At 55.1% G+C, this 19,654-nt stretch carries 14 protein-coding genes; 6 read left to right on the forward strand and 8 right to left on the reverse strand.

The window, feature by feature from the left end:
* Positions 1–36: 36 nt before the first annotated feature.
* The 7 genes from AC2Q8J_RS09760 to AC2Q8J_RS09790 form a co-directional block, all read right to left on the reverse strand.
* On the reverse strand, positions 37–3,096 hold the full coding sequence (locus AC2Q8J_RS09760) for a parallel beta-helix domain-containing protein (RefSeq protein ID WP_486451166.1): 3,060 nt from the start codon (positions 3,094–3,096) through the stop codon (positions 37–39).
* Between the two features lie 300 nt (positions 3,097–3,396).
* Entirely contained in the window at positions 3,397–3,531 is a 135-nt protein-coding gene (locus tag AC2Q8J_RS09765; RefSeq protein ID WP_275587286.1) for a hypothetical protein, read from the reverse strand.
* Positions 3,532–3,692: 161 nt separating this feature from the next.
* The gene (locus tag AC2Q8J_RS09770; protein WP_486451167.1) at positions 3,693–6,233 is read right to left on the reverse strand and encodes a TonB-dependent receptor; all 2,541 of its coding nucleotides are present in this window, start codon (positions 6,231–6,233) and stop codon (positions 3,693–3,695) included.
* Between the two features lie 324 nt (positions 6,234–6,557).
* Positions 6,558–7,487 (reverse strand): mechanosensitive ion channel family protein, encoded by a 930-nt coding sequence (locus AC2Q8J_RS09775; protein WP_424142536.1) that lies wholly within the window; start codon positions 7,485–7,487, stop codon positions 6,558–6,560.
* A 52-nt stretch (positions 7,488–7,539) separates the two neighbouring features.
* Positions 7,540–10,026: a TonB-dependent receptor gene (locus AC2Q8J_RS09780; RefSeq protein ID WP_486451168.1), complete on the reverse strand. Its 2,487-nt coding sequence runs from the start codon at positions 10,024–10,026 to the stop codon at positions 7,540–7,542.
* A 117-nt stretch (positions 10,027–10,143) separates the two neighbouring features.
* Positions 10,144–10,710: a chalcone isomerase family protein gene (locus AC2Q8J_RS09785; protein ID WP_486451169.1), complete on the reverse strand. Its 567-nt coding sequence runs from the start codon at positions 10,708–10,710 to the stop codon at positions 10,144–10,146.
* Positions 10,703–11,938 carry an MFS transporter gene (locus AC2Q8J_RS09790; protein WP_288363314.1) on the reverse strand — a complete coding sequence of 412 codons (1,236 nt, stop codon included), beginning with the start codon at positions 11,936–11,938 and terminating at the stop codon, positions 10,703–10,705. The genes AC2Q8J_RS09785 and AC2Q8J_RS09790 overlap by 8 nt, the downstream gene beginning before the upstream one ends.
* Positions 11,939–12,098: 160 nt before the next feature.
* Between AC2Q8J_RS09790 and AC2Q8J_RS09795 the strand changes: the two genes are divergently transcribed.
* The 4 genes from AC2Q8J_RS09795 to AC2Q8J_RS09810 are packed head-to-tail and all read left to right on the forward strand — an operon-like array spanning position 12,099 to position 16,444.
* Complete coding sequence (locus AC2Q8J_RS09795; protein ID WP_486451170.1) at positions 12,099–13,439, forward strand: NAD(P)/FAD-dependent oxidoreductase; 1,341 nt, start codon at positions 12,099–12,101, stop codon at positions 13,437–13,439.
* The gene (locus AC2Q8J_RS09800; RefSeq protein ID WP_486451171.1) at positions 13,436–14,215 is read left to right on the forward strand and encodes a DUF1365 domain-containing protein; all 780 of its coding nucleotides are present in this window, start codon (positions 13,436–13,438) and stop codon (positions 14,213–14,215) included. Before AC2Q8J_RS09795 ends, AC2Q8J_RS09800 begins: the two co-directional genes overlap by 4 nt.
* A gap of 31 nt (positions 14,216–14,246) precedes the next feature.
* Positions 14,247–15,485 carry a class I SAM-dependent methyltransferase gene (locus AC2Q8J_RS09805; protein ID WP_486451172.1) on the forward strand — a complete coding sequence of 413 codons (1,239 nt, stop codon included), beginning with the start codon at positions 14,247–14,249 and terminating at the stop codon, positions 15,483–15,485.
* Positions 15,482–16,444 (forward strand): NAD(P)/FAD-dependent oxidoreductase, encoded by a 963-nt coding sequence (locus AC2Q8J_RS09810; RefSeq protein ID WP_486451173.1) that lies wholly within the window; start codon positions 15,482–15,484, stop codon positions 16,442–16,444. Before AC2Q8J_RS09805 ends, AC2Q8J_RS09810 begins: the two co-directional genes overlap by 4 nt.
* On the opposite strand, the gene AC2Q8J_RS09815 is transcribed toward AC2Q8J_RS09810, so the two are convergent.
* The gene (locus AC2Q8J_RS09815) at positions 16,441–17,544 is read right to left on the reverse strand and encodes a ketoacyl-ACP synthase III (RefSeq protein WP_286695215.1); all 1,104 of its coding nucleotides are present in this window, start codon (positions 17,542–17,544) and stop codon (positions 16,441–16,443) included. The two genes, AC2Q8J_RS09810 and AC2Q8J_RS09815, sit on opposite strands and share 4 nt — an antisense overlap.
* Positions 17,545–17,798: 254 nt before the next feature.
* On the opposite strand from AC2Q8J_RS09815, the gene AC2Q8J_RS09820 reads away from it, so the two are divergent.
* Entirely contained in the window at positions 17,799–18,377 is a 579-nt protein-coding gene (locus AC2Q8J_RS09820) for a TetR/AcrR family transcriptional regulator (protein ID WP_286695216.1), read from the forward strand.
* Positions 18,378–18,539: 162 nt separating this feature from the next.
* On the forward strand, positions 18,540–19,646 hold the full coding sequence (locus AC2Q8J_RS09825) for an acyl-CoA dehydrogenase family protein (RefSeq protein ID WP_486451174.1): 1,107 nt from the start codon (positions 18,540–18,542) through the stop codon (positions 19,644–19,646).
* Positions 19,647–19,654: the final 8 nt, after the last annotated feature.

The raw sequence follows: 19,654 nt of genomic DNA on the forward strand, positions 1-19,654 counted from the left end.
CATAAAAAAGGGGGCCTTTTGCCCCCCTGCTCATCACTACAGCGGCAGGCACTCGCCACCAATGCCCGGCACTTGGTCCGGCGCACACAACGGTAACGTCGGCGAGTCATCCGGCTCATCTGAACTGCCGTTACAGGCATCGGCATTGTCGTAACTACTATCAACGACGTCATTGATCCATTGGCTCACCAGCGCAAAGGCGCCGCTGTGGACAGTGCTTCTGGCGATGGGCGGCATCTTCGCTGCCAGGCTGGTGGCCTCTGGCCCCAGTCGATAAGGCAGAATAGACTCCGCGGCACTTCCCGGTACGATGTCATACTCTCGGCCGCCGCGCCCCTCGGTTCCACTGGCAGTCGGCCCCTTACAAATCCCATAGGTGTCATTCACCTCACGGAAGACATCCAGATAGAAGCCGGTATTCTGAGCCAGACCCCGACGGTTATGGCAGTGGGCGCAGTTGACCTCCAGATAACTTCGCACCCGGGCTTCAATATCGGCATCGCTATCCGCATCGGCACCGGAGTCGCCAGGAACATTAAAGATCGGGTTTCTTTCAATATTGGTGATGTAGCTAGTGACTGGATCGAGCTGCAAGCCCGCTGGGCAGTTTTTCATCAGGCCGTTGCGGCACCAATACAAGATCTGGTTTTCACCATTCACCGGGTGTTGCTCAATGCCAGCGCTAATCGGCGATTCACTGGCAAACGGGCGATTCAGATTGCGCACTTTGGGCCCGATCGGGGCCGCACCGGTTTCCGCATCGTCATTCGAATGGCAGCTCAGACACTGATTCGCATTGGGCAGTAGGTATTCGTCGGTGGCGCCGTTATACAGTTCACCGCTGTTTACATCGTGGTAATTCCACGACACGCTGGCAACCCCTCCGCCCTGGGCGAGGCGGGCAACCCGCTTACCATTTTCCTGCCCCCAGATGTATTCCAAACCATCCCAGTAAACCTGTTCGCTGCTGGTTTTACGCTTGATCAGCAAACGCGTCTCCACCACCTCTTCGCTGTTGGTGGCTTCATCGGCAAAAGCAAAGCTCTTCGCGATGATTGTTCCCACCGGGAACAGGATCGTTGCATTGCTGCCATCGGCGCCATCTCGGTAAACGGCCTGCTCTCCCTCTGGGATAAACACTGCGCGATACTTGGTGGAGTAGTCGGAAAACAGCTTGCTGTTTAAGACAAATGGCACACCGCGGCCGTTGGGCATGCTCCGAGGATCCTCCGCATCAGCGAATAGCTGATACTGATCCAACTGCGGACAGTTGACGCGGTAGGCCGCTGCGTTGATCTCGCCCGCGGGGATGGATGCCTCGCACAGTGCGTCGATCTCAGCCTGAGTAGGCGCGGGATCAACGGCGACTGACGGCTCAAACTCAGGAATGACAATAGGCGGCAATAACGGCAAGTTACTGCCGTACTGATCGTCACATTTATGGGGGCTAATATCGGTATCTGCAGCGAAACCCTGCAGCCCTTGCACCACCTCGATAAGGTCATCCGCTGACTCTGGTGGCGCATTAAGCAGTAACTCCAGGCCCTCGGTACCATGGAAGTTGGCGTAGGCTAAGCTGTCACCATCGAAGTTATTGTCATCATCGATACAAGAGAACCACCACTGGGGCTTTTTGCGCTCGGCAGTCGCGGTATCAAACTTGTAAGCGTTGTAGCGGCAATCCGGGTTGGGGTAGTGGTTACCGGAGATGGGCTTGCCCTCTTCATCCCGAGGGATAGGCTGGCCTTGATCATCTGTAGGATAGGGGCAGTTTTCGTCGTAGCTGTCTGCATAGCCATCCCAAACAATATGCGCGCCGCGGTATTGGCCCGTAGCGGCCGCCACCTTCAAGCCGACCAGCAATGGAAACGCCGATGTTACCTGCTCGCCCTCTGTCGCCAAGATTGTCGCGAAATCCGGCTGGGGAACATCATTACCGTTGTTCTTAAAGGTATTGTTGAAAATATGCACACCCTCGGTGTACATATCCAGGCGCCGATCACCGGGTGGCCCCATCAACTCGTAGCTGGTGTGTACGATACCCGCTGTGCCGTGATCTTCGAAAACGTTATCGAACACGTCGATTTTATCGTAGCCGAGGGTGATCATACCGACCCCCCGGGGAACGTTTGCAACCAAACTGCCCGGCTCAGCAAAGTTGTACGTGTTATTGTTGCGGGCAATATTTTGATACATGCGCGTGCGGCTGCCGTAGCGAGTTAGGCCATCGAGGTCGTAGATCAGGAAACCGCCGGTATTACACTCGGCAATATTGCCCATGTATTCGCCGCCGCGCACGTTCTCGATCTCAAATCCGAAGACATTAAATGCCGCGCGACTGTTGCGAATGATCGCATTATCGGTCTGGCCAACGTAAATCCCGGCATCTGAAGCACCGACCGACTCCGCATTCTCAACCAGGATATTCTGCGAATTGACCGGGTATATACCGTAGCGCCCCGACAGAATACTGACGGTGTAATCCGGCGATGTGGTATCGGTTTCAGTGGGGTTTGGGTTATTCGGGTTATGCCGCGCCGGATCGGTACAGGCAACCTGGAGCTTTTCTCGGTAATTTTCTGCCGTCACCGGGTCTTCGTCGGCGGTATTGCGGCCACTCGACCAAAAGGCCCTCACCCGACGCAGGGTGCCGTGATCAACCCCCTGAAGCTTAAAAGCGTCGCCCGGCGAGTCCAGAACGGTGAGGTCCTCGACAACCACCCCGCGGACCGTATTGGCTAAAAAGCCCTCTTGCGAGCTACTCTCCTTGAAGGACAGGATCGTTTCGTTCATCCCCTGGCCTTTGATGTGAATATTTTCCGTGGAGGAAATCTGCAGCCCTGAGCGCAGCTCAAAGTAACCTTCGCTAAATTCGATAGTGTCACCGGGGCGGGCGGCGATCATCGCCGTCACCATATCATTGGTGGCGGACTCTCCCGGCTCAATGACAAACGTTCGGCCAACAACGGGCTCCTGGTCACCGCCACCATTGTCGCCCGGAACATCGCCCGAGCCACCCGACGAACTCGAACCGGAGCCCCCACACCCTGTCAGCGCCGTTAATAATAAAAGTATTCCCGCGAGATAACGCATCATCACTCACTACCTATGGCCAATATAGTTATTCTCATTCATGCATTAGGTGTGCCATAGAAGCTACACCTGCACACCTCAGCAGCAATTTGCCCGAAAGGCTATCAGATACTCACTAATACATAAATTAATAAATTGATGCCGTAGAGGACTGAAAGAAGAAAAATGCGGATAAAAAAAGGGGCCTAAAAAGGCCCCGTAAATTTGGTGTCATCGTATTCGATCACCGCCGCCCATTTCGGCAGTGTCCCGTCATGTGATGTCACCCGTCCCAAAACTGCGACGGCACATCCTTGCTCCAGCTTACTGACGCGTATCAATATCCTTTGCATCGCCGTTTTCTTGCGCACTCGCCGCTTTAACGCTGCGCACCGGCATCAAAGAGTGCCAGGCGACAAGCGCGACTGCGAACGCAAGTAAAAATAGTCCGGGTGTCATAACGGTATACCTTGTTCTCGCTCGGATTCGCCGATTTTCGACGTTTGTTATACGTTAGACGAGCAGGAAATAATTGGTATACGCAGTTACCACAGTCCAGAGAGTAGGATTGTTACATGCCTCTCGCACAGCGGCAAGCCACTGCGCGAGAGAGAGCGCCCCTACCAGCGATAGCTGGCTTGTAAGGCGAAAGTGCGGGGGTTGTTGATCAAACCGTGGTGCGTGGTCGCCCCGGTGATGGTTTTCGCGGTGGGCGCATCAACACCGTAGACAACGATCAGCTCATCACTGAGGTTTTTACCCAGCAGGGCCAGTTCCCAATCGCCTTCGATAGAGGAGATTGCCAAGCGGCCGTTATAGGTAATGTACGCTTCTTGCTTAATACGGTTATCCATATTGGGCGAAGGGTGGTACTCGTCGGTGAAAATCGCATCCACGTTGGCGCGGAACATCAGGAAATCCCACAGCGGGCGCTCGTACGACAGCAACAAGTTACCGGAGTAGTCGGCAACATACTGGTTAGTCTTGCCGCTGTAATCACAGTTGATGCCATTGGGGTTGTCTGGAACTTGATCCTGAATACAGGTACCGAATTGGTGGTCCTGGAACTCAAAGTCAAGGAAGGCCAAGCCACCGGCAAGCATCAGGTTCTCGGTTAATGCCATCCGGCCGTCTAGCTCAATACCCTGAGAGATTGCGCTCGCCGCATTCCCCACGTTGAAACCAAGGGTGCCGTCAAAGACACTGACCTGCAGGTTGTCGAACTCGGTGCGGAATAGCGCAACATTCAACTCAGCGGCACCATCGAGCAGCGTCGACTTAAAGCCCAGTTCGTAACTCAGCGCTTCCTCTTCTTCGAATTCGAAGCTACCGATCAACACTTGCTGGTTAGTACCTGTTGGCGCGTTGGGGTTGATCGGCGTGGGATCAGCGCTGGGTGACGAATTCGAACGAGCGTCGAAACCGCCGGATTTGAAGCCCTTACTTGCCGTGAAGTACGCCATCAACTCATCGGTGGCATCCCACTGGAAGTTGATCGACGGTGCGAATTGCAGCTCTTCGCGCTCGCCTTTGAGGTCGTGACGCTCAGCAGCAAAGCTGACTGCAGCGGCGGTGTCCACTTCGCCAATAGGCTGAATAGAGCCGTCGTCCAAGCCGAACTCTAGTTTGCGAGACGCTTCTTTATTTTCCCAGGTGAGACGACCACCCAATGTCATGCGGAAAGTATCCGCCATATTCCAAGTGGTTTGCAGGAAAGTAGAAGCGATGCTTGATTCGCTGTAGAAGTTACGGGGAGTGCGGATGCCACGCAGTGCATTACCGGCATCACCCACACCCAGCAATTCAAAACCTGTTGCACCGGCCAGCGGATCCAGGTCACCGCGCGCACCGCCTTCCAACAAATCGGCCGCGTTAACAAGCTGCGGAATAATGTCTGAGGGGAGGTAGAGCGAGTCGAAGAAGTCCAGCTCGCTGTATTGGAAGTAGGCGCCACCGATAAATTCAAAGGTTTCGCCAGCGGGCGAGATCCAGCGGAACTCCTGGCTGAACTGCTTGTACTCTTCCTGGAACTCAACCTGGAACAGCGGAGCACCGGTAAAGTCACAGTCACAGTCTTCGTCGTACTCATAACCCATGATGCCGGTGATGGACGTGAACTGATGGTCGTCACGATACCAATCCAGGTTAGCGGTAAAGTTGTAGGTATCGTTGTAACTAAAGTCGCCATTGCTGTGACGCTTACGATCGGCCTTGTTGTTCAGTACGCCTTCATCCGAGTCGATATCAACCAAGGAGCCATTCGGCTGCAATTGAAGAATATTGAGAATTGGCGCCGGCAGAAGACCAACCAAACCACCCAGTCCACCCACGTCAGGAAAGACGGTACGATCCATAATCTCGCCGTAGGTACGTCCCTGGAACAGGAATACATCGGAGTTGGACTCGTAGTTAGTGATGATTTCCGAGTTTCGGCCCACCACGTCGAAGCTACCCGCTTCAACTTTAAACATCGCCGTAACGTTATCGGTGACATCCCAGCCTAGCTTCAAGCGGAATGTTTCTTCATCGCGCTGCGCTTCGTCGCGATCCAGGACGAGGTTTTCCATAAAACCATCGAGTTCGCGCTTACGCGCAGCGAAGCGGTAAGACCAGCGGTCACTGATGGGGCCACTGACAACCAAATCGACAATGCGCTCGTTTTGGTCTGGCTCGTAGGTAACCTGAACGTTACCCTCAAAATCTTCGGTGGGATCCGCTGTTTTGATGTTAATCGCACCAGCGATGCTGTTTTTACCTAGCAGGATGTTCTGCGGCCCTCGCAGCACTTCCACCCGAGATAAGTCCAAGAATGGTGCACGCGCCAACTGAGCGCGGCCAAAGTAGATACCATCGACATACATACCTACAGACTGCTCAAAGCCCTGGTTCTCACCAGAGCCGATACCGCGAATGTAAATATCGGTACCGATGCCGGACTCAGACATGGTGAAGTTGGGAACATAGGCCTGCAGGTCTTCTATTTTCGCCAGGCCCGCCTCCATCATTTTCTCACCACCAATGGCGCTCACCGATACCGGCACGTCTTGCAGGCTCTGCTCGCGCAGTTGAGCGGTGACGACAACCTCTTCTAGCACCGGCGCTGCATGGGCGAGACCACCCACCAAGCTTAACGGTAATAAGGCGCTGATCCGTTTCTTCATTGTGACCCTCGTTTTTCAAGAAGTTAAAGCTGTTACCGAGCTCCACGAAAACCCGGCGATATTGTTGTTATCGGTAAGGCGGCAAGAATGTTGTTTTCCTGTTTTTTTACTTGGACGTTCGCTCTCGGCGAATTATGCTCTCGCTCTCTGCAAACCGAACCTCTATAGCATCCCGCAGCGTGAAGTATGCACAATCTTCATGTGCATACCATTGGCATGAATTACTTTTTTTTAATTTTTTTCAGTCAACGCAAAGAAATTACCCTCAAATTCCGCAAATAACGGCGACGTTTAGTGGAAAATTACCCACAGCACTCCGATTTTTCAGCCGCTGTCCTCTGCAACCTGAGGGTGCAGGCCCGATACAAGATGAAGGTCTCGCTGCGGGAATGGCACCGTAATACCCGCCTCATTCAGCGCGGTATCCAAGGCCCATAGGTAGGCAGAGCGCGTTGAGCTTTGCTGCGCAGCAAATTCAGGCTTAACCCAAACTAACAGCTCAAAATCCAAGCTTGAATCGCCAAAACCTTTCATTTGAAGGGTGGGTTGATGCGACGGCGAATCCAACAGGGTCTGATGCTGCGCCGCTACCGCTGCCAACACAACCTCTCGCAGGCGTTCTTTATCGGTTCCGTAGGCAACGCCAAAGGGAATACGCAGGCGACAGAAGTTATTGCTCAATGTAAAGTTGGTCACCTTCCCGTTCACAAACTCCGAGTTCGGCACCACCACTTCTGCGTTTTCGAGAGTCGTAATTAAGGTTGCCCGAACGCGGATTTCACTGACCACGCCAATCACGCCGCTCTCCAGCTGAACGTAGTCACCGACCTTCAGTGAACGTTCGACCAAAATAATCAAACCGGAAACAAAATTACTGAATATCGCCTGAAGCCCAAAGCCAATGCCCACAGATAGCGCAGAGGCGACCAGGGCCAGCTTAGAAAAATCGATACCGACAACAGAGAGTGCGAAAAAACTGCCCAGCACCAACACAACATAGTGGGTGAGGCGTTCCATGGTGTAGAGGGAGCTGGGACTAAAGCCACTGCGCCGCGAGGCAATACCCCTGAGGCTTCGACGCAGTGTTTTGGAAATCACCAGCGCAGCAACGACAATCACCGCCCCGGCGAGCAGTGTCCCCAGCGTAATGGGCCGCTCACCCAGCGTGATAAGCGGGTAGTTCAAACTACTCTGGACGTTCAGTAGAAAGGCTTCAGGGCTAATAGCGTGTTCCTCACCAGCAAGTACCGCCACGGCAACTTGTTAGATATATAGCGCAGTTGGCGAATTCTACCAGCGATTGACGCTAGCGGCGCCAGCTAATTGTTGCCCCCCACACCACCGGCATAGCGGTATAACGACCGATGGTATCGAGCTGGTTGGTCACGTTATTGTAGTAGTACTCATCGGTGATGTTGCGCCCCCACAGCTGCACCTTCCAAGGCCCCGCCAGCGGCGCAAAGCCTAAGCGCGCATTGATCACCGTATAGTCTTCCATGAAAAAGCGTGGGTCTTTCTGCAAGGAGGCATTGGTCTCACCCCGATAGCTCAGGTCGCCGCCTATGGAGAGCTCATAGTCGTCGAACAGCGGCAAGGTGTATTCAGCAACAACGGAGTATTCCCATTGCGGGCTGTAATTAAAGGGCTTGCCGCTGAAGTCAAACTCTTCACCGTTGCGATCGCCACTGATGAACTCTTGTACTTCAGTGTCCAGATAGGAGGCCTGAAGGGCGAGGAACAGGCCCGCAAAGGGCGTCATTTTCAAGTCCAGCTCAGCGCCGCGCACGGAGGACTTGGGCGCATTGCGAAGCGCTGGCAACGCCCCGAAAATGGGGTCGCGAAAGTTCGTTACCAGCTGCTTGTCTCGGTAGCGGTAGTCGAATACCGAGGCATTCAATTGCATGCGCTCAAATAAGCGCAACTTCGTTCCCAGCTCTATAGCATCCAGGCGTTCCTGCGTCGCGGGCGCATACTGCACCGAGTCCGAAATATTGATCAGCGGGAAGCTTCCCGACTTGTAGCCCCGACTCAAGCCCAAAAACACTAGCTTCTCCGGCGCAAACTCCCAATCCACGGCGATGCGTCCGGACACGTTATCCTCGTGCAGCTCACCAAAAAACCGGCCGGGGCGACGTGTTTCACTGTCGAGGGTAAAACACCCACCGCGCTCTGCTCTGCCCGGTGCATAACCGGCCATCGGCGCCTGCGCCAGGCTGATCAGCGTTATCGCATTGGCCAAGCCTATCCCTCTGTTCTGGGCTCCCGGTGCTTCCTGATCTGCACCGGGGTCGTCCTCCACATCAACATCGCGGGAGCAACCGTTAAACTCACGCAGCTCGTCGGTATAGCGCGCACCAAGAGTCAGCTTCCAGTCCTCAGCGAATTGCCACTCGGTGTTGGCAAAAATCGCCGCCACTTCTGCCGTTTGATTCCCACCAAAGCCGGAGCGATTGTCCAGCAATGCAAAGCCGTCACCGAGAAGGCCACCCAGCGGGCCAACCGGGAAGACGATACTGACGTTTTCGTGGTGAAGACGCTGGAATTCATCGACTTCGTCCTCACTGTAGTTCACGCCTAACTGCCAAAACAGGTCGTCACCCAATTCGCCGGAAAAACGGAGTTCCGCGTTGTAAAAATCGCTTGTTGCGAACACATTTCGTTCTGTATTAACGGTATCCAGACCCGACTGGGGAATAAAGCTACCGTCAGACTCAAACCGACCCGCCGATAGCAACAGCACCATATCGTGGCGCTCGTCCAACTGATAATCCAGGCGCAGCCCACCCGAGACAAAACTATCGTTCAGGCGAAAGTTCAGCCCATTGTTCGGCCAGTCGGCTGCCTGAGCATCGTCAGTATCCGGATCATTAACGGGGTAATTAGCCACGTCAGGGTGCAGGCCAAAATCGCCGAGGATGGCGTTTTGCGACTCAATGGCAATGACCTGAAGCGCTTGCGGTTCTGAGCGATCGCGCCAGCCCGACAGGTGGGTATTCACGCTCCATTGCTCGCCGCCTTCCCAGCGTAGCGACAACCGCGCGGCATCGCGATCAACCTCTCCTAAACGGTCGTAGCCGAAGCGGTCGTATTCATTGCCGGGGTCGCGCCCCGTTTTGCCATTGTAGGCATCACTGCCCGCATAGCGCGTGCGGCTGCGTTGCCAACCCTCTCCCGATTGCGTGGTGGTATAAGCCAGTCGCGCGAACACGGTATCTGTGACCGGGCCCGACACAAAACCCTCGGCAGCCAGCGTATCGAAACGGCTGTAACTGAGGTCGCCGCCGTATTCGAATTCTTCACTGGGCTTATTGGCAATATAATTGATCGCGCCACCAGTGGTATTGCGGCCGTAGAGCGTGCCCTGCGGGCCTTTCAATACCTCAACGCGCGCCAGATCGAGGTTGCTGCCCTTGCTCATAACCGGGAACGGCAGATTGAACTCGTCAACGTACACACCCACTGTGGCGCTGGCAGTCTGGCTGTTTTCGTTAAAGCCGACCCCACGCAGGGTATAAATAGGAACGTTAAACCCGCCATCCGCGTAGGAAAACCCTGGCAGCAAGCGACCCAGGTCGCGCGTATCGGCCACACCGAGGGCAGTCAAATCTTCGCCGGTGTAGGTGGCAATCGCCAGCGGGATACTGTTGGCCCCTTCCTCTTTCTTCTGGGCGGTGACGATAATTTCTTCAATGTCCAAGCCCCGACTGGGCGTCACGGCCTGAGCCTGTTCGCTCAGACCAAATGCGACAAGGAATAAAAACTTAGGAAGCAGAGAGGGCGTTTGACGAGCCACAAAGATCACCTTTTGCTAACACCGCAACGCTAGCGCGGCATAAAATGACGCGAATGCTAGCAAAATGTGTCGTAAAGCTGGATTTTTTATATAGACCGAAGCGTTATATCCATATAACTAATTCTCGGCTAGGCGATTCGTGGCACTGCGCCATTGCCGCAGAAAGGAATCTCGCTGATCCTCACTAACCGCCGCTCGTCCCAGCCACACGCTTAAGATCACCTGCGCGGCCTGCGCGTCTGCCAGGGTGCCAAGGTGAGCCTCGTTGTGATGCAAACTCAAGCCAACATCGGGCTGCCAGCTGAGCCGGTACTTGTCTCCCTTTTCAACACCGAGATACCAACTATTAAAGGTATCAATGGCGCGACGATGAGGTGCTAACTCCTCCTCGCTGTAGCCGTCCGCCAAGCTGTCATCAGTCAATTTGCGAAAACGCTCGGCAGACACCGACAAGCCGTAGCGAATAATAATTTGCTTGGCATAGCTGGGCGTAAGAATGTCTCCCTCCGCGGGCATCGCTTGCTCACCATCCACCTGTAATTCAGTGTAGGTAATTTCCTTCCAGAGCAATTTATAGGTGTCAGCGGCCACTGTTTGCCAGTTCAAGGCCTGGGCAGTCCCCGCCACCCCGGCAAGCAGGGTCATTACCACTACAAATCGCCAACCGCCTGCTAATTTACGCATCGTGCACCTCTTCACTTAAGTAACGCAGCTGTTTGCGTCCGAGTAAGAAAAACACTGCCAGCTTCAATACCACCGGCGCCGCAACATAAGCCGCCGTGATCGCCCAATCAGGCGGCACCGACGCTAATTCTGGTTCAAGCTGGCTACCCAGCCATAAATAGCCCACACCAACAGCCAGCCCCATCGCCGCCTTACCCAGCATGCTCCACAGTGCAAATAGACTGGCCGCGATGGCGGTATTCGGTTTTTCTGCCATCAGCTTCTTTGCCAGACCTGTCTGCATCGCTGAGGGAATTGCCTGATCCGCACCGAGCATCAAACCGGTGCCCACACTAATCGCTATAAACCAGTACGCATCGCCTGCCCCAAGCAGTATGGCAAAGCTAAATAAAACCGCCGACAGCACCAACCCGAGGCGCCAACAGAACAAGCTACCCCACCGCCGCGCGAGACCGTACCACAGCGGCACGGCAAGCAGACCCGCGAGGAAATAGCTCAGTAGCGCGGCCGGAATCATTGCCTCGGCCTCCAACACCTCGCGCATAAACAGCACCAGCACGGTACCGGGAATCGCATTCGCCAACATGTTTAAAAACCAGGGTACCGCCAATGCCGACACGCGCGGCTCGGCCAACAGATGGCGAAAAGGTGCCGCTTCAGTGCCCGGCGGCGGGCGATGACTGCCCTGATATAAAACTGCCACCAAAAGCAGGAGAAGCATGAAAGCCGCCACCGTAATCAGGTACTCCGGTGCAAACACCGCGGGCGCCAACATGGCCAGTAGCGTGCCAAACAGCAACATGGCCTCTCGCGCGCTATTAAACGCTAAACGCTGGTCGTCATCCCGGCTAAGCGTCACTGGTAGCGCAAGCCAGGGCACCGTAATCAGCGTCCACCCCAGCATCAACACTACTAATGCCAACAGCAGGCTAACCGTTGGCCAGGGATGAGGCAGGAATAACAGCGAGGCCGCACTCAGTGTCATGAGCACCCAGCCAGCGAGCCACAATATTCTTCGCGCACCGAGCCGGTCTACCAACGCGCCAACGGGCAAATCTGTGACAACATCGGCAAGTCGCGCTAAAAAGAAAACTGCCCCGACAAGGGCATAACCATAATTGCCCTGCTCAGCCAGCCACAATGGCACGTAAATGTAAAAGGGCAGCCCAAGGGCGGACAGGGGCAAACCGGGCAGGGCATAGCGAAACAGCCTTCGGGATTGGGACATGGTAGTATCTCCTTAGATCGCTGAGCACGGACCGGCACAGCCAACACCCTGTTAATCATTTCCCGAAGTCCGTATAAAGTGACATAAGAACAAGGAAAAGTGATCGCAATAGTGAGGGAATACGTAACTAATAACTCATAAGATCAGAATTGCCCGCACTATGACAATCAAACAAAGCATCGCCATTATCGGCTCAGGTATTTCGGGGCTGAGCTGTGCTTGGCTTCTGCAACGCAGTGGCCACGCCATCACCGTATTTGAAAAAGACGATCGCCTAGGCGGTCACAGTAACACCGTGGAAATCTCCACAACCGCGGGCACCACGGCGGTGGACACCGGCTTCATCGTGTTCAACGACAAGTGCTACCCCAACCTTGTTAACCTTTTCAAGCAGCTCGGCGTCGACAGCCTCGCCACAGACATGTCATTCGGCGTGTCGCTTGACGACGGCAGACTCGAATACAGCGGCTCGAACTCACTGGCCACTATGTTCGCGCAAAAGCGCAACCTACTGCGCCCTCGCTTTTGGAAAATGCTCTCGGACTTGCTGCGTTTCTACCGAGAAAGCGAAAACTGGATGGAAACTTTGCCTGACAGCATGTCGCTGGGAGAACTACTGAAACGAGAGCGCTTCGGTGCGGGTTTCTGCGACGACCACTTACTGCCAATGGGTGCCGCCATCTGGTCAACGCCGGTAAACCAAATGCTCGCCTATCCGGCCAAAACATTCCTGCGCTTCTGTAAAAACCACGGATTGCTGCAGGTAAAAAATCGGCCGACGTGGCGAACCGTGGTTGGCGGTTCAATCGAGTATGTGAAACGGCTGTCTGCGCCGTTCGAGCAGCACATCAAGCTCAACTGCGGCGTTTCCCGCGTTGACCGTTTCGAGGACCACGTGATTGTTGTCGATGACTCTGGAGAGTCTCATCGCTTTGATCAGGTGGTCTTTGGCTGCCACGCCGATCAGGCGCTCGCTATGCTCAGCCAAAGCAGCGAGGCCGAGCGCAAGACGCTTGGCGCCTTCCGTTACGAGGAGAATCGCGCAGTGTTGCATTGCGATCCTCGTTTGCTCCCCAAGAGGCCGACTGTTTGGTCCAGCTGGAATTACATGGGAGACCGCCAGCAAGGTGAGACCAAGGTCTCGGTAAGTTACTGGATGAACGCCCTGCAGCATTTACCATGCGCAGAGCCCATCGTCGTCTCGTTGAACCCGTTGACCGAGCCCCGCGCTCGCCACGTTTTTCGCGAGTTCAGCTATCAGCACCCGGTATTCGATGGCAAGGCACTGGCAGCGCAAACAGACCTCTGGGCATTGCAAGGTCAGCAACGCAGCTGGTTCTGCGGCAGTTATTTTGGCTACGGCTTCCATGAGGATGGCATCCAATCGGGGCTCGCAGTGGCAGAGCGCCTCGGTGGCAGCCTGCGCCCCTGGCAGGTAAAACCGGAGGACGATCGTATCAATCTGCCGCTGCCTGTTGAGGTTAGCAGTTCAGCAGCATGAGTGACGCAAGCAGCGCCCTGTATCGAGGCGAAGTGCTCCACCATCGCTTTCGGCCAGTAAAGCACCGCTTTCGCTACCGTATCGACAGCTTTCTGTTTGACCTGGACAAACTCGAGCAAGACGCCGCGCGCTGTCGCCTGCTGTCGGTGAACCGGTTTAACCTGTTTAGCTTTCACTACCGCGACTTCGGCGCTGGCGATGGCCGGGCGCCGAAAGACTACCTCCAACAAACGCTTCGCGAGCACGGTATTGAGGAGCCACTCTATCGTGCAGAATTATTGTGCTACCCGCGCATCCTTGGCTACACCTTTAACCCCCTCAGCGTTTACTACTGCTACAACGCCAGTAATGACATCTTCGCGGTGCTGTACGAGGTCAGCAACACCTTCGGGCAGCGTCATAGCTACTTAATTACTGCCACAGGTGAAGGCCAGAAAGAGATTATTCGTCAGCGTTGCGATAAAGCGTTTTACGTTTCACCCTTTATCCCTATGGAGGCGACTTACCACTTCCGGCTGCGCAAACCAGGCCCCCGATTGGCTGTTGCAATACGTGAGACCGAGGACGGCAAAGCGCTGTTGCACGCTGTATTTCGGGGTGTTCGCCATACACTAAACGACTGGAATTTATTGGGCAGTTTCTTCCGCCTGCCGTTCATGACCGCCAGCGTGATGGTTGCCATTCACTGGCAGGCGCTTAAGCTCTATATCAAGGGTATGCGAATACTTCCCCGCCCCGCTGAACCAAAATACCCTGTCTCTCGTAATGACTCGTAAACCATAAACGTAATCGTTAACGGGATACGCGATGAAGACAGCCGCCATAGAATTACAGCACCAGCTTGGCACCAGCTGGTGGGGAAAACGCCAACGGAACTTGCTGGCAAAGGTGCTTGCACCGCTCGCCAATGCCAAAATCGGTTCACTCACAGTCACTTTACCCAACAAAAGTCAGCTCAGCTTTGGCGACCAACATGACAAGCGGCTGGCACCCAGTGTGATTCTTAATAACTGGAAAGGATTGCGTAAAGCCTTTAGCGGCGGCTCTGTCGGATGGAGCGAAGCCTATATGGATGGCGATTGGGATTGCCCCAACTTGGCTGAGCTAGTGGAGTGGATCGTGGTCAACGAGGAACACTTCGGCGATATGCTGGCGAGCGGCAAAACCAAGCAGTGGCTGCAACGCCTGCAACACCGGCGTAACGCCAACAATAAGCGCGGCAGCAAGCGCAATATTGCCTACCACTATGACCTGGGCAATCACTTTTATCGCCACTGGCTGGACGACAGCATGACCTACTCGTCAGCACTATTCGACGAGGGCATTGATGATTTGCGCAGCGCCCAGCACCGCAAATATCAGCGCTTAATTGACGAACTGGCGGTGCAAAGTGGCGACCGCGTTTTGGAAGTGGGCTGCGGCTGGGGCGGCTTTGCCGAACAACTCTGCCAACAACAGGATGTCTCCCTCCACGGCATCACCCTATCCAAAGAACAGCTGAGCTATGCCCGGCAACGTATCGCGGACGCTGGCCTTAGCGGCCGAGCCAAATTTAGCCTCACCGATTACCGCGACACCCGCGATCAATACGACCACATTGTTTCCATAGAAATGCTTGAGGCTGTCGGTGAACAGTACTGGCCAACCTATTTCGACACCCTGTATGCCCGCCTCAAGCCAGGCGGCAGAGCGGCAATACAGGTGATCACCATCGAAGAAAAACGTTTTGAAGGCTACCGCGACAACCCGGACTTTATCCAGCGCTACATCTTCCCCGGTGGCATGCTGCCCAGCCCAGATCTCTTCCGCTCCCATGCCAGCAAGGCGGGCTTCGACATAAAAAGCGAGCTACCCTTTGGCCTGTCATATGCCAAAACCCTGGCGCACTGGGCGACGGCGTTTAATGCGCGCTGGGAAGACATCGTCCCGCTGGGGTTTGATCAACGCTTTAAACGCATGTGGCAATACTATCTTGGCTATTGCGAAGGCGGCTTTCGCGCGGGCTCGATAGATGTTTATCAATTCGTGCTTGAGAAGCCCCATTGAGCCCCGTAGCCATCATCGGCGCCGGATTGAGCGGCCTGCTTTGCGCAAAAATGCTCAATGAGTGCGGCCTACCCGTCGCCGTCTTTGAAAAGTCGCGCGGCCTGGGCGGGCGACTCGCCCGGCGCAGACACCCCTGGGGTAACGTTGATATCGGCGCCCCCTTACTTGCCCTGACGCCAGAGCAGTTGCAATACTTCCCTAGGGACGCCATCAGCGCCCAACCATATACCACCGCGCAGTGGCGCGACGGTAAATTACTGCCTCAAGCAACCCAAACACACTACACCGCGGCGGGCAGCAACAACCAACTATGCCATGCTCTGGCTGACGGCATTGAGGTTCGCCGGGGCCAACGGGTAACCGCCATTCACCCAACATCAACAACGCTGTCATTGCGCGATGACAAAGGGGAGGGGCTCGGTGATTTTTCGGCGGTGATTCTCGCCACCCCCGCCCCCCAAGCGCGAGACCTGTTACCCACAACCAGCTCTCTCACCATTGCCGAATCACCCTGGCAAGCGGGCTGGACGGTGATTGTTCAATTTGACGGTGCGTGGGCGCCGAGCGAGATTATCGATATTGAATCGCACGCGATACTGCGTCGAATTGTTTGCTTGTCGTCCCCGCCAGGGCGGGACCATCAGCACTGCTATTCCATCGAGCTGACCGACGATGCCAGCCACCACTTTGAACAACGCAGCGATAACGAAATTATCGATAGGGTGATGACTGAGTTGGCATCGATAGCGCCCACGCCACCACTGCTACACAGCGACATACAGCGCTGGCGTTTCGCCAGACCGGAAACAGCAGTTATCAGCGACTCACGGCGTGCTGACGACAGCTTAAAAATAGCATTGGCGGGGGATTACTGCGTTGGAGGCAATGCGGAAGGGGCGCTACGCAGCGCCACCTTCGCGGTACAGCGGGTAAAACAGTGGTTGGCCAGCGCCTGTTAGCTATCTGCCTCGGCTGCTTTTTTGGCTGCTGCAGCATTGCTGCCGTCAATCCAGGGTTTCAGCAGCTCCAACGCTGTTTTATCGCAGGGCGGCAGATCTTCTTCGCATTCACGCAGCGGCGTCACGCGATCACCCCATTTAATGAGTGCCGCCCCCCAGGTTAGACCTGCACCAAAGGCGGCTGTCAAAATGTGGTCGCCGGGCTTGATGCGGCCCTGCTCAAGCGCTTCACACAACGCGATCGGCACCGTCGCGGCAGAAGTGTTGCCATATTTTTCAATATTAACGATGACCTTTTCTTCCGGCGCCTTCAAACGCTTCATCAGCGTTTCGATAATACGAATATTCGCCTGATGCGGGACCAGCACATCCACGTCTTCAGCAGCCAGCCCGCACTTATCAAGTACGTCCGTTACCGCTTGGCCCATGCCGCGCACCGCGCGTTTAAATATTTCCGGCCCCTCGAAATTGATATCGTAATAACCATCGATACCGGCAAAGCGCTCACGAACGGTACCGGAATCACGCGCCGACAGAATATCGCGCGCGTCGCCATCGCAACCCAAACGCTCCGCAAGCATGCCGCTTTCTTCTTCACCTGCTTCAAGGATGACTGCGCCCGCACCGTCGCCAAACAGCACCGCTACATCGCGCATGCTGTAGTCGAGGAAATAGGGGATTCGATCCGCGCCGATTACCAGTACTTTCTTCATTGCACCAGAACGGATCATGGCCGTGCCCACACTTAGACCATAAACAAAACCCGTGCAGGCCGCATTGAGGTCAAAAACCGCCGCATTGGTCGCGCCGATACTGTCCTGCACGAACGACCCCGAATTCGGAATCAGCGTATCCGGGCAAGCGGTTCCCATAATGATCATGTCCAGCTCGGCAGGGTCGAGGTCGGCAGCGGCCAGGGCGCGCTTTGCCGCCATGCTTGCCAGAGTCGCGGTGGACACATGAGAGATTCTGCGCTCTTTGATCCCGGTACGCGTCGAGATCCACTCATCAGACGTATCGAGGAAGGTTGTCAGGTCTTCATTACTCAGCACAGCGGGGGGAACGCATTTACCCCATCCAGTTATCGTCGCGTATGGCATGCACAGGTATCCTCTTCAGTGATGAGCGGCATTATGCCGAGCCAGATCGTTGCTGTCACGCCGCGCATCCAACGGGATATAGAGAGGCAAGCAGGGCCGTTTTGCACCAAAATGATCACTACTTCACAGGCTATACGTATAATCCCTTAGTCGATTGGGCCTTTTTCTGATCATCTGCAAGATTACAGCGTGCTAGCATAGTGACACACAAACAAGCTGTAAGAACCGTGTTGTAAATTCAGAGCGTGGTAAGTATGAAAACGAACAAACGTTGGGGCAATGGCGCCCGAGTAGATGATCTGGTAACCGGCAAGAAACTCCTGCTTGAGGCGGCCGTAAGCTGCTTTGCAGCGAAAGGCGTTAAGTCTACAACCATCGAAGACATTGCCAATGTCGCCAACGTGACGCGGCGGACAGTTTATCGCTACTTCACCGGCAAATCCGACATCATCTCTTCGCTTGTCGATATTGAGCGCAATCGCATGTTCGAACAGCTCAAGGATGTCGTTGCAGAGTATAAAGAGGATTTCCCTCGTATGCTGGAAGAGTGTATTTGGTTTACTGCCAACTACCGCCCCGCCGAGGACAACCGCCTGGAAATCACCAGCGGCCGCAATTCCGCAGAGATCATGCCGCACATCGACAACGATGAGTCCGACCGCCTGTGGCGCGAACTGCTCATCGAGCCGCTGCGCAACTACAATGCGCAAACCGGCAAGAGCCTGAGCATTGATGACCTCGTGCCGCTAACTGGACGCTTGGCACTGATTTACCGTCAGCACCCTGTTAGCAAAGCTGAATTCCACGCCAGCATGCGCGCACTGCGCTTCTAATCTCAGCTCCCCCCGCTTTATCTAAACGGCCGCTAGCTTCTAGTGGCCGTTTTTTATTTCTCGCTCTTCTATAGTTAGTTGGCTCATATCACTGCTGCATTGCGCACGCGAATCCAACAAACTAATACGGCCGTATTAGATAAAAATAGTAGGAGCCGATCTATGAATTTTGATTTTTCCGACGACCAGAAAACCATTCAGGACCAAGCTCGTTTCGTATTGAGCCGAGAATGCCCGCCAGACCGCGCGCGACAGGCCCTTGAGCACGCGAGAGCCTATGACGAAACACTGTGGAAACAGGTGGCCGAGCTTGGCTGGCCCGCCATCGCGATCGACGAAGAATTCGGGGGGCTCGGCATGGGCTACCTGGAGCTGTGCGTCATCGCCCAGGAGCTGGGTCGCGCAGTGGCACCACTGCCCTTTACCGCCTCAGTCTACCTTGCCACCGAAGCGGTAAAACTCTGCGCCAGCGACACCCAGAAGGCTGAATGGCTTCCTCAGTTGGCCAGCGGCGACGCCATAGCCTGTGTTGCCCTGCCCGAAACGCGCAGTATCAACCACGGCGCGATAAATACCGTTACGGCTAGCGACACCATCTTGAACGGCACGGCTCAGGCTGTTTTGCACGGCCACGCCGCTGATTTCGCCATTGTTGCTGCGCGCGATGACGCCGGCCGCATGGCCTTTTATAAGGCAGACCTCAACAACAGTGCCATACAACGCCAAGTCCAGCCGACAATCGACCCCAGTCAGGCAATGGCCACACTTCAATTTACCGACGCCCCCTCTGAGCCGTTGGGCAATGGCGAAGATTTCTCCCATTGCTATCAACAGCTACTTGATCGCGCCGCCGTACTGCTCAGCTTTGAGCAAGTAGGTGGCTGTGAAGCCGTAATTGATATGGCAAAAACCTATACCGAAGGCCGCTACGCATTTGGTCGCCAAGTTGCCTCCTTTCAGGCGATTAAACACAAGCTCGCTGATATGTTTGTGGCAAAGGAGCTGGCGAAATCCAACGCCTACTATGGGGCGTGGGCCATGACCGATGGCGAACGTGAATTGCCTCTGGCCGCCGCCACCGCTCGCGTCAGCGCGATAAACGCCTACTACTTGTGCAGCAAAGAGAACATTCAGGCCCACGGCGGCATGGGGTTTACCTGGGAGTTTGACTGCCACCTTTACTACCGACGCGCCCAGCTACTCTCAAGCGTTATCGGCAGCGCCCCCGTCTGGAAAAACCGCCTCACCGAACAACTGCTAACTGCTTAAGCACCGGA

It is taken from the genome of Spongiibacter sp. C9W, from assembly GCF_057370015.1.

Coding starts and splice junctions, on each gene's coding strand:
- AC2Q8J_RS09800 (WP_486451171.1), top strand. CDS start 13,436: ATGAGTGACGCAAGCAGCGCCCTGTATCGAGGCGAAGTGCTCCACCAT.
- AC2Q8J_RS09815 (WP_286695215.1), bottom strand. CDS start 17,544: ATGCCATACGCGACGATAACTGGATGGGGTAAATGCGTTCCCCCCGCT.
- AC2Q8J_RS09785 (WP_486451169.1), bottom strand. CDS start 10,710: ATGCGTAAATTAGCAGGCGGTTGGCGATTTGTAGTGGTAATGACCCTG.
- AC2Q8J_RS09790 (WP_288363314.1), bottom strand. CDS start 11,938: ATGTCCCAATCCCGAAGGCTGTTTCGCTATGCCCTGCCCGGTTTGCCC.
- AC2Q8J_RS09805 (WP_486451172.1), top strand. CDS start 14,247: ATGAAGACAGCCGCCATAGAATTACAGCACCAGCTTGGCACCAGCTGG.
- AC2Q8J_RS09825 (WP_486451174.1), top strand. CDS start 18,540: ATGAATTTTGATTTTTCCGACGACCAGAAAACCATTCAGGACCAAGCT.
- AC2Q8J_RS09820 (WP_286695216.1), top strand. CDS start 17,799: ATGAAAACGAACAAACGTTGGGGCAATGGCGCCCGAGTAGATGATCTG.
- AC2Q8J_RS09765 (WP_275587286.1), bottom strand. CDS start 3,531: ATGACACCCGGACTATTTTTACTTGCGTTCGCAGTCGCGCTTGTCGCC.
- AC2Q8J_RS09795 (WP_486451170.1), top strand. CDS start 12,099: ATGACAATCAAACAAAGCATCGCCATTATCGGCTCAGGTATTTCGGGG.
- AC2Q8J_RS09770 (WP_486451167.1), bottom strand. CDS start 6,233: ATGAAGAAACGGATCAGCGCCTTATTACCGTTAAGCTTGGTGGGTGGT.
- AC2Q8J_RS09760 (WP_486451166.1), bottom strand. CDS start 3,096: ATGATGCGTTATCTCGCGGGAATACTTTTATTATTAACGGCGCTGACA.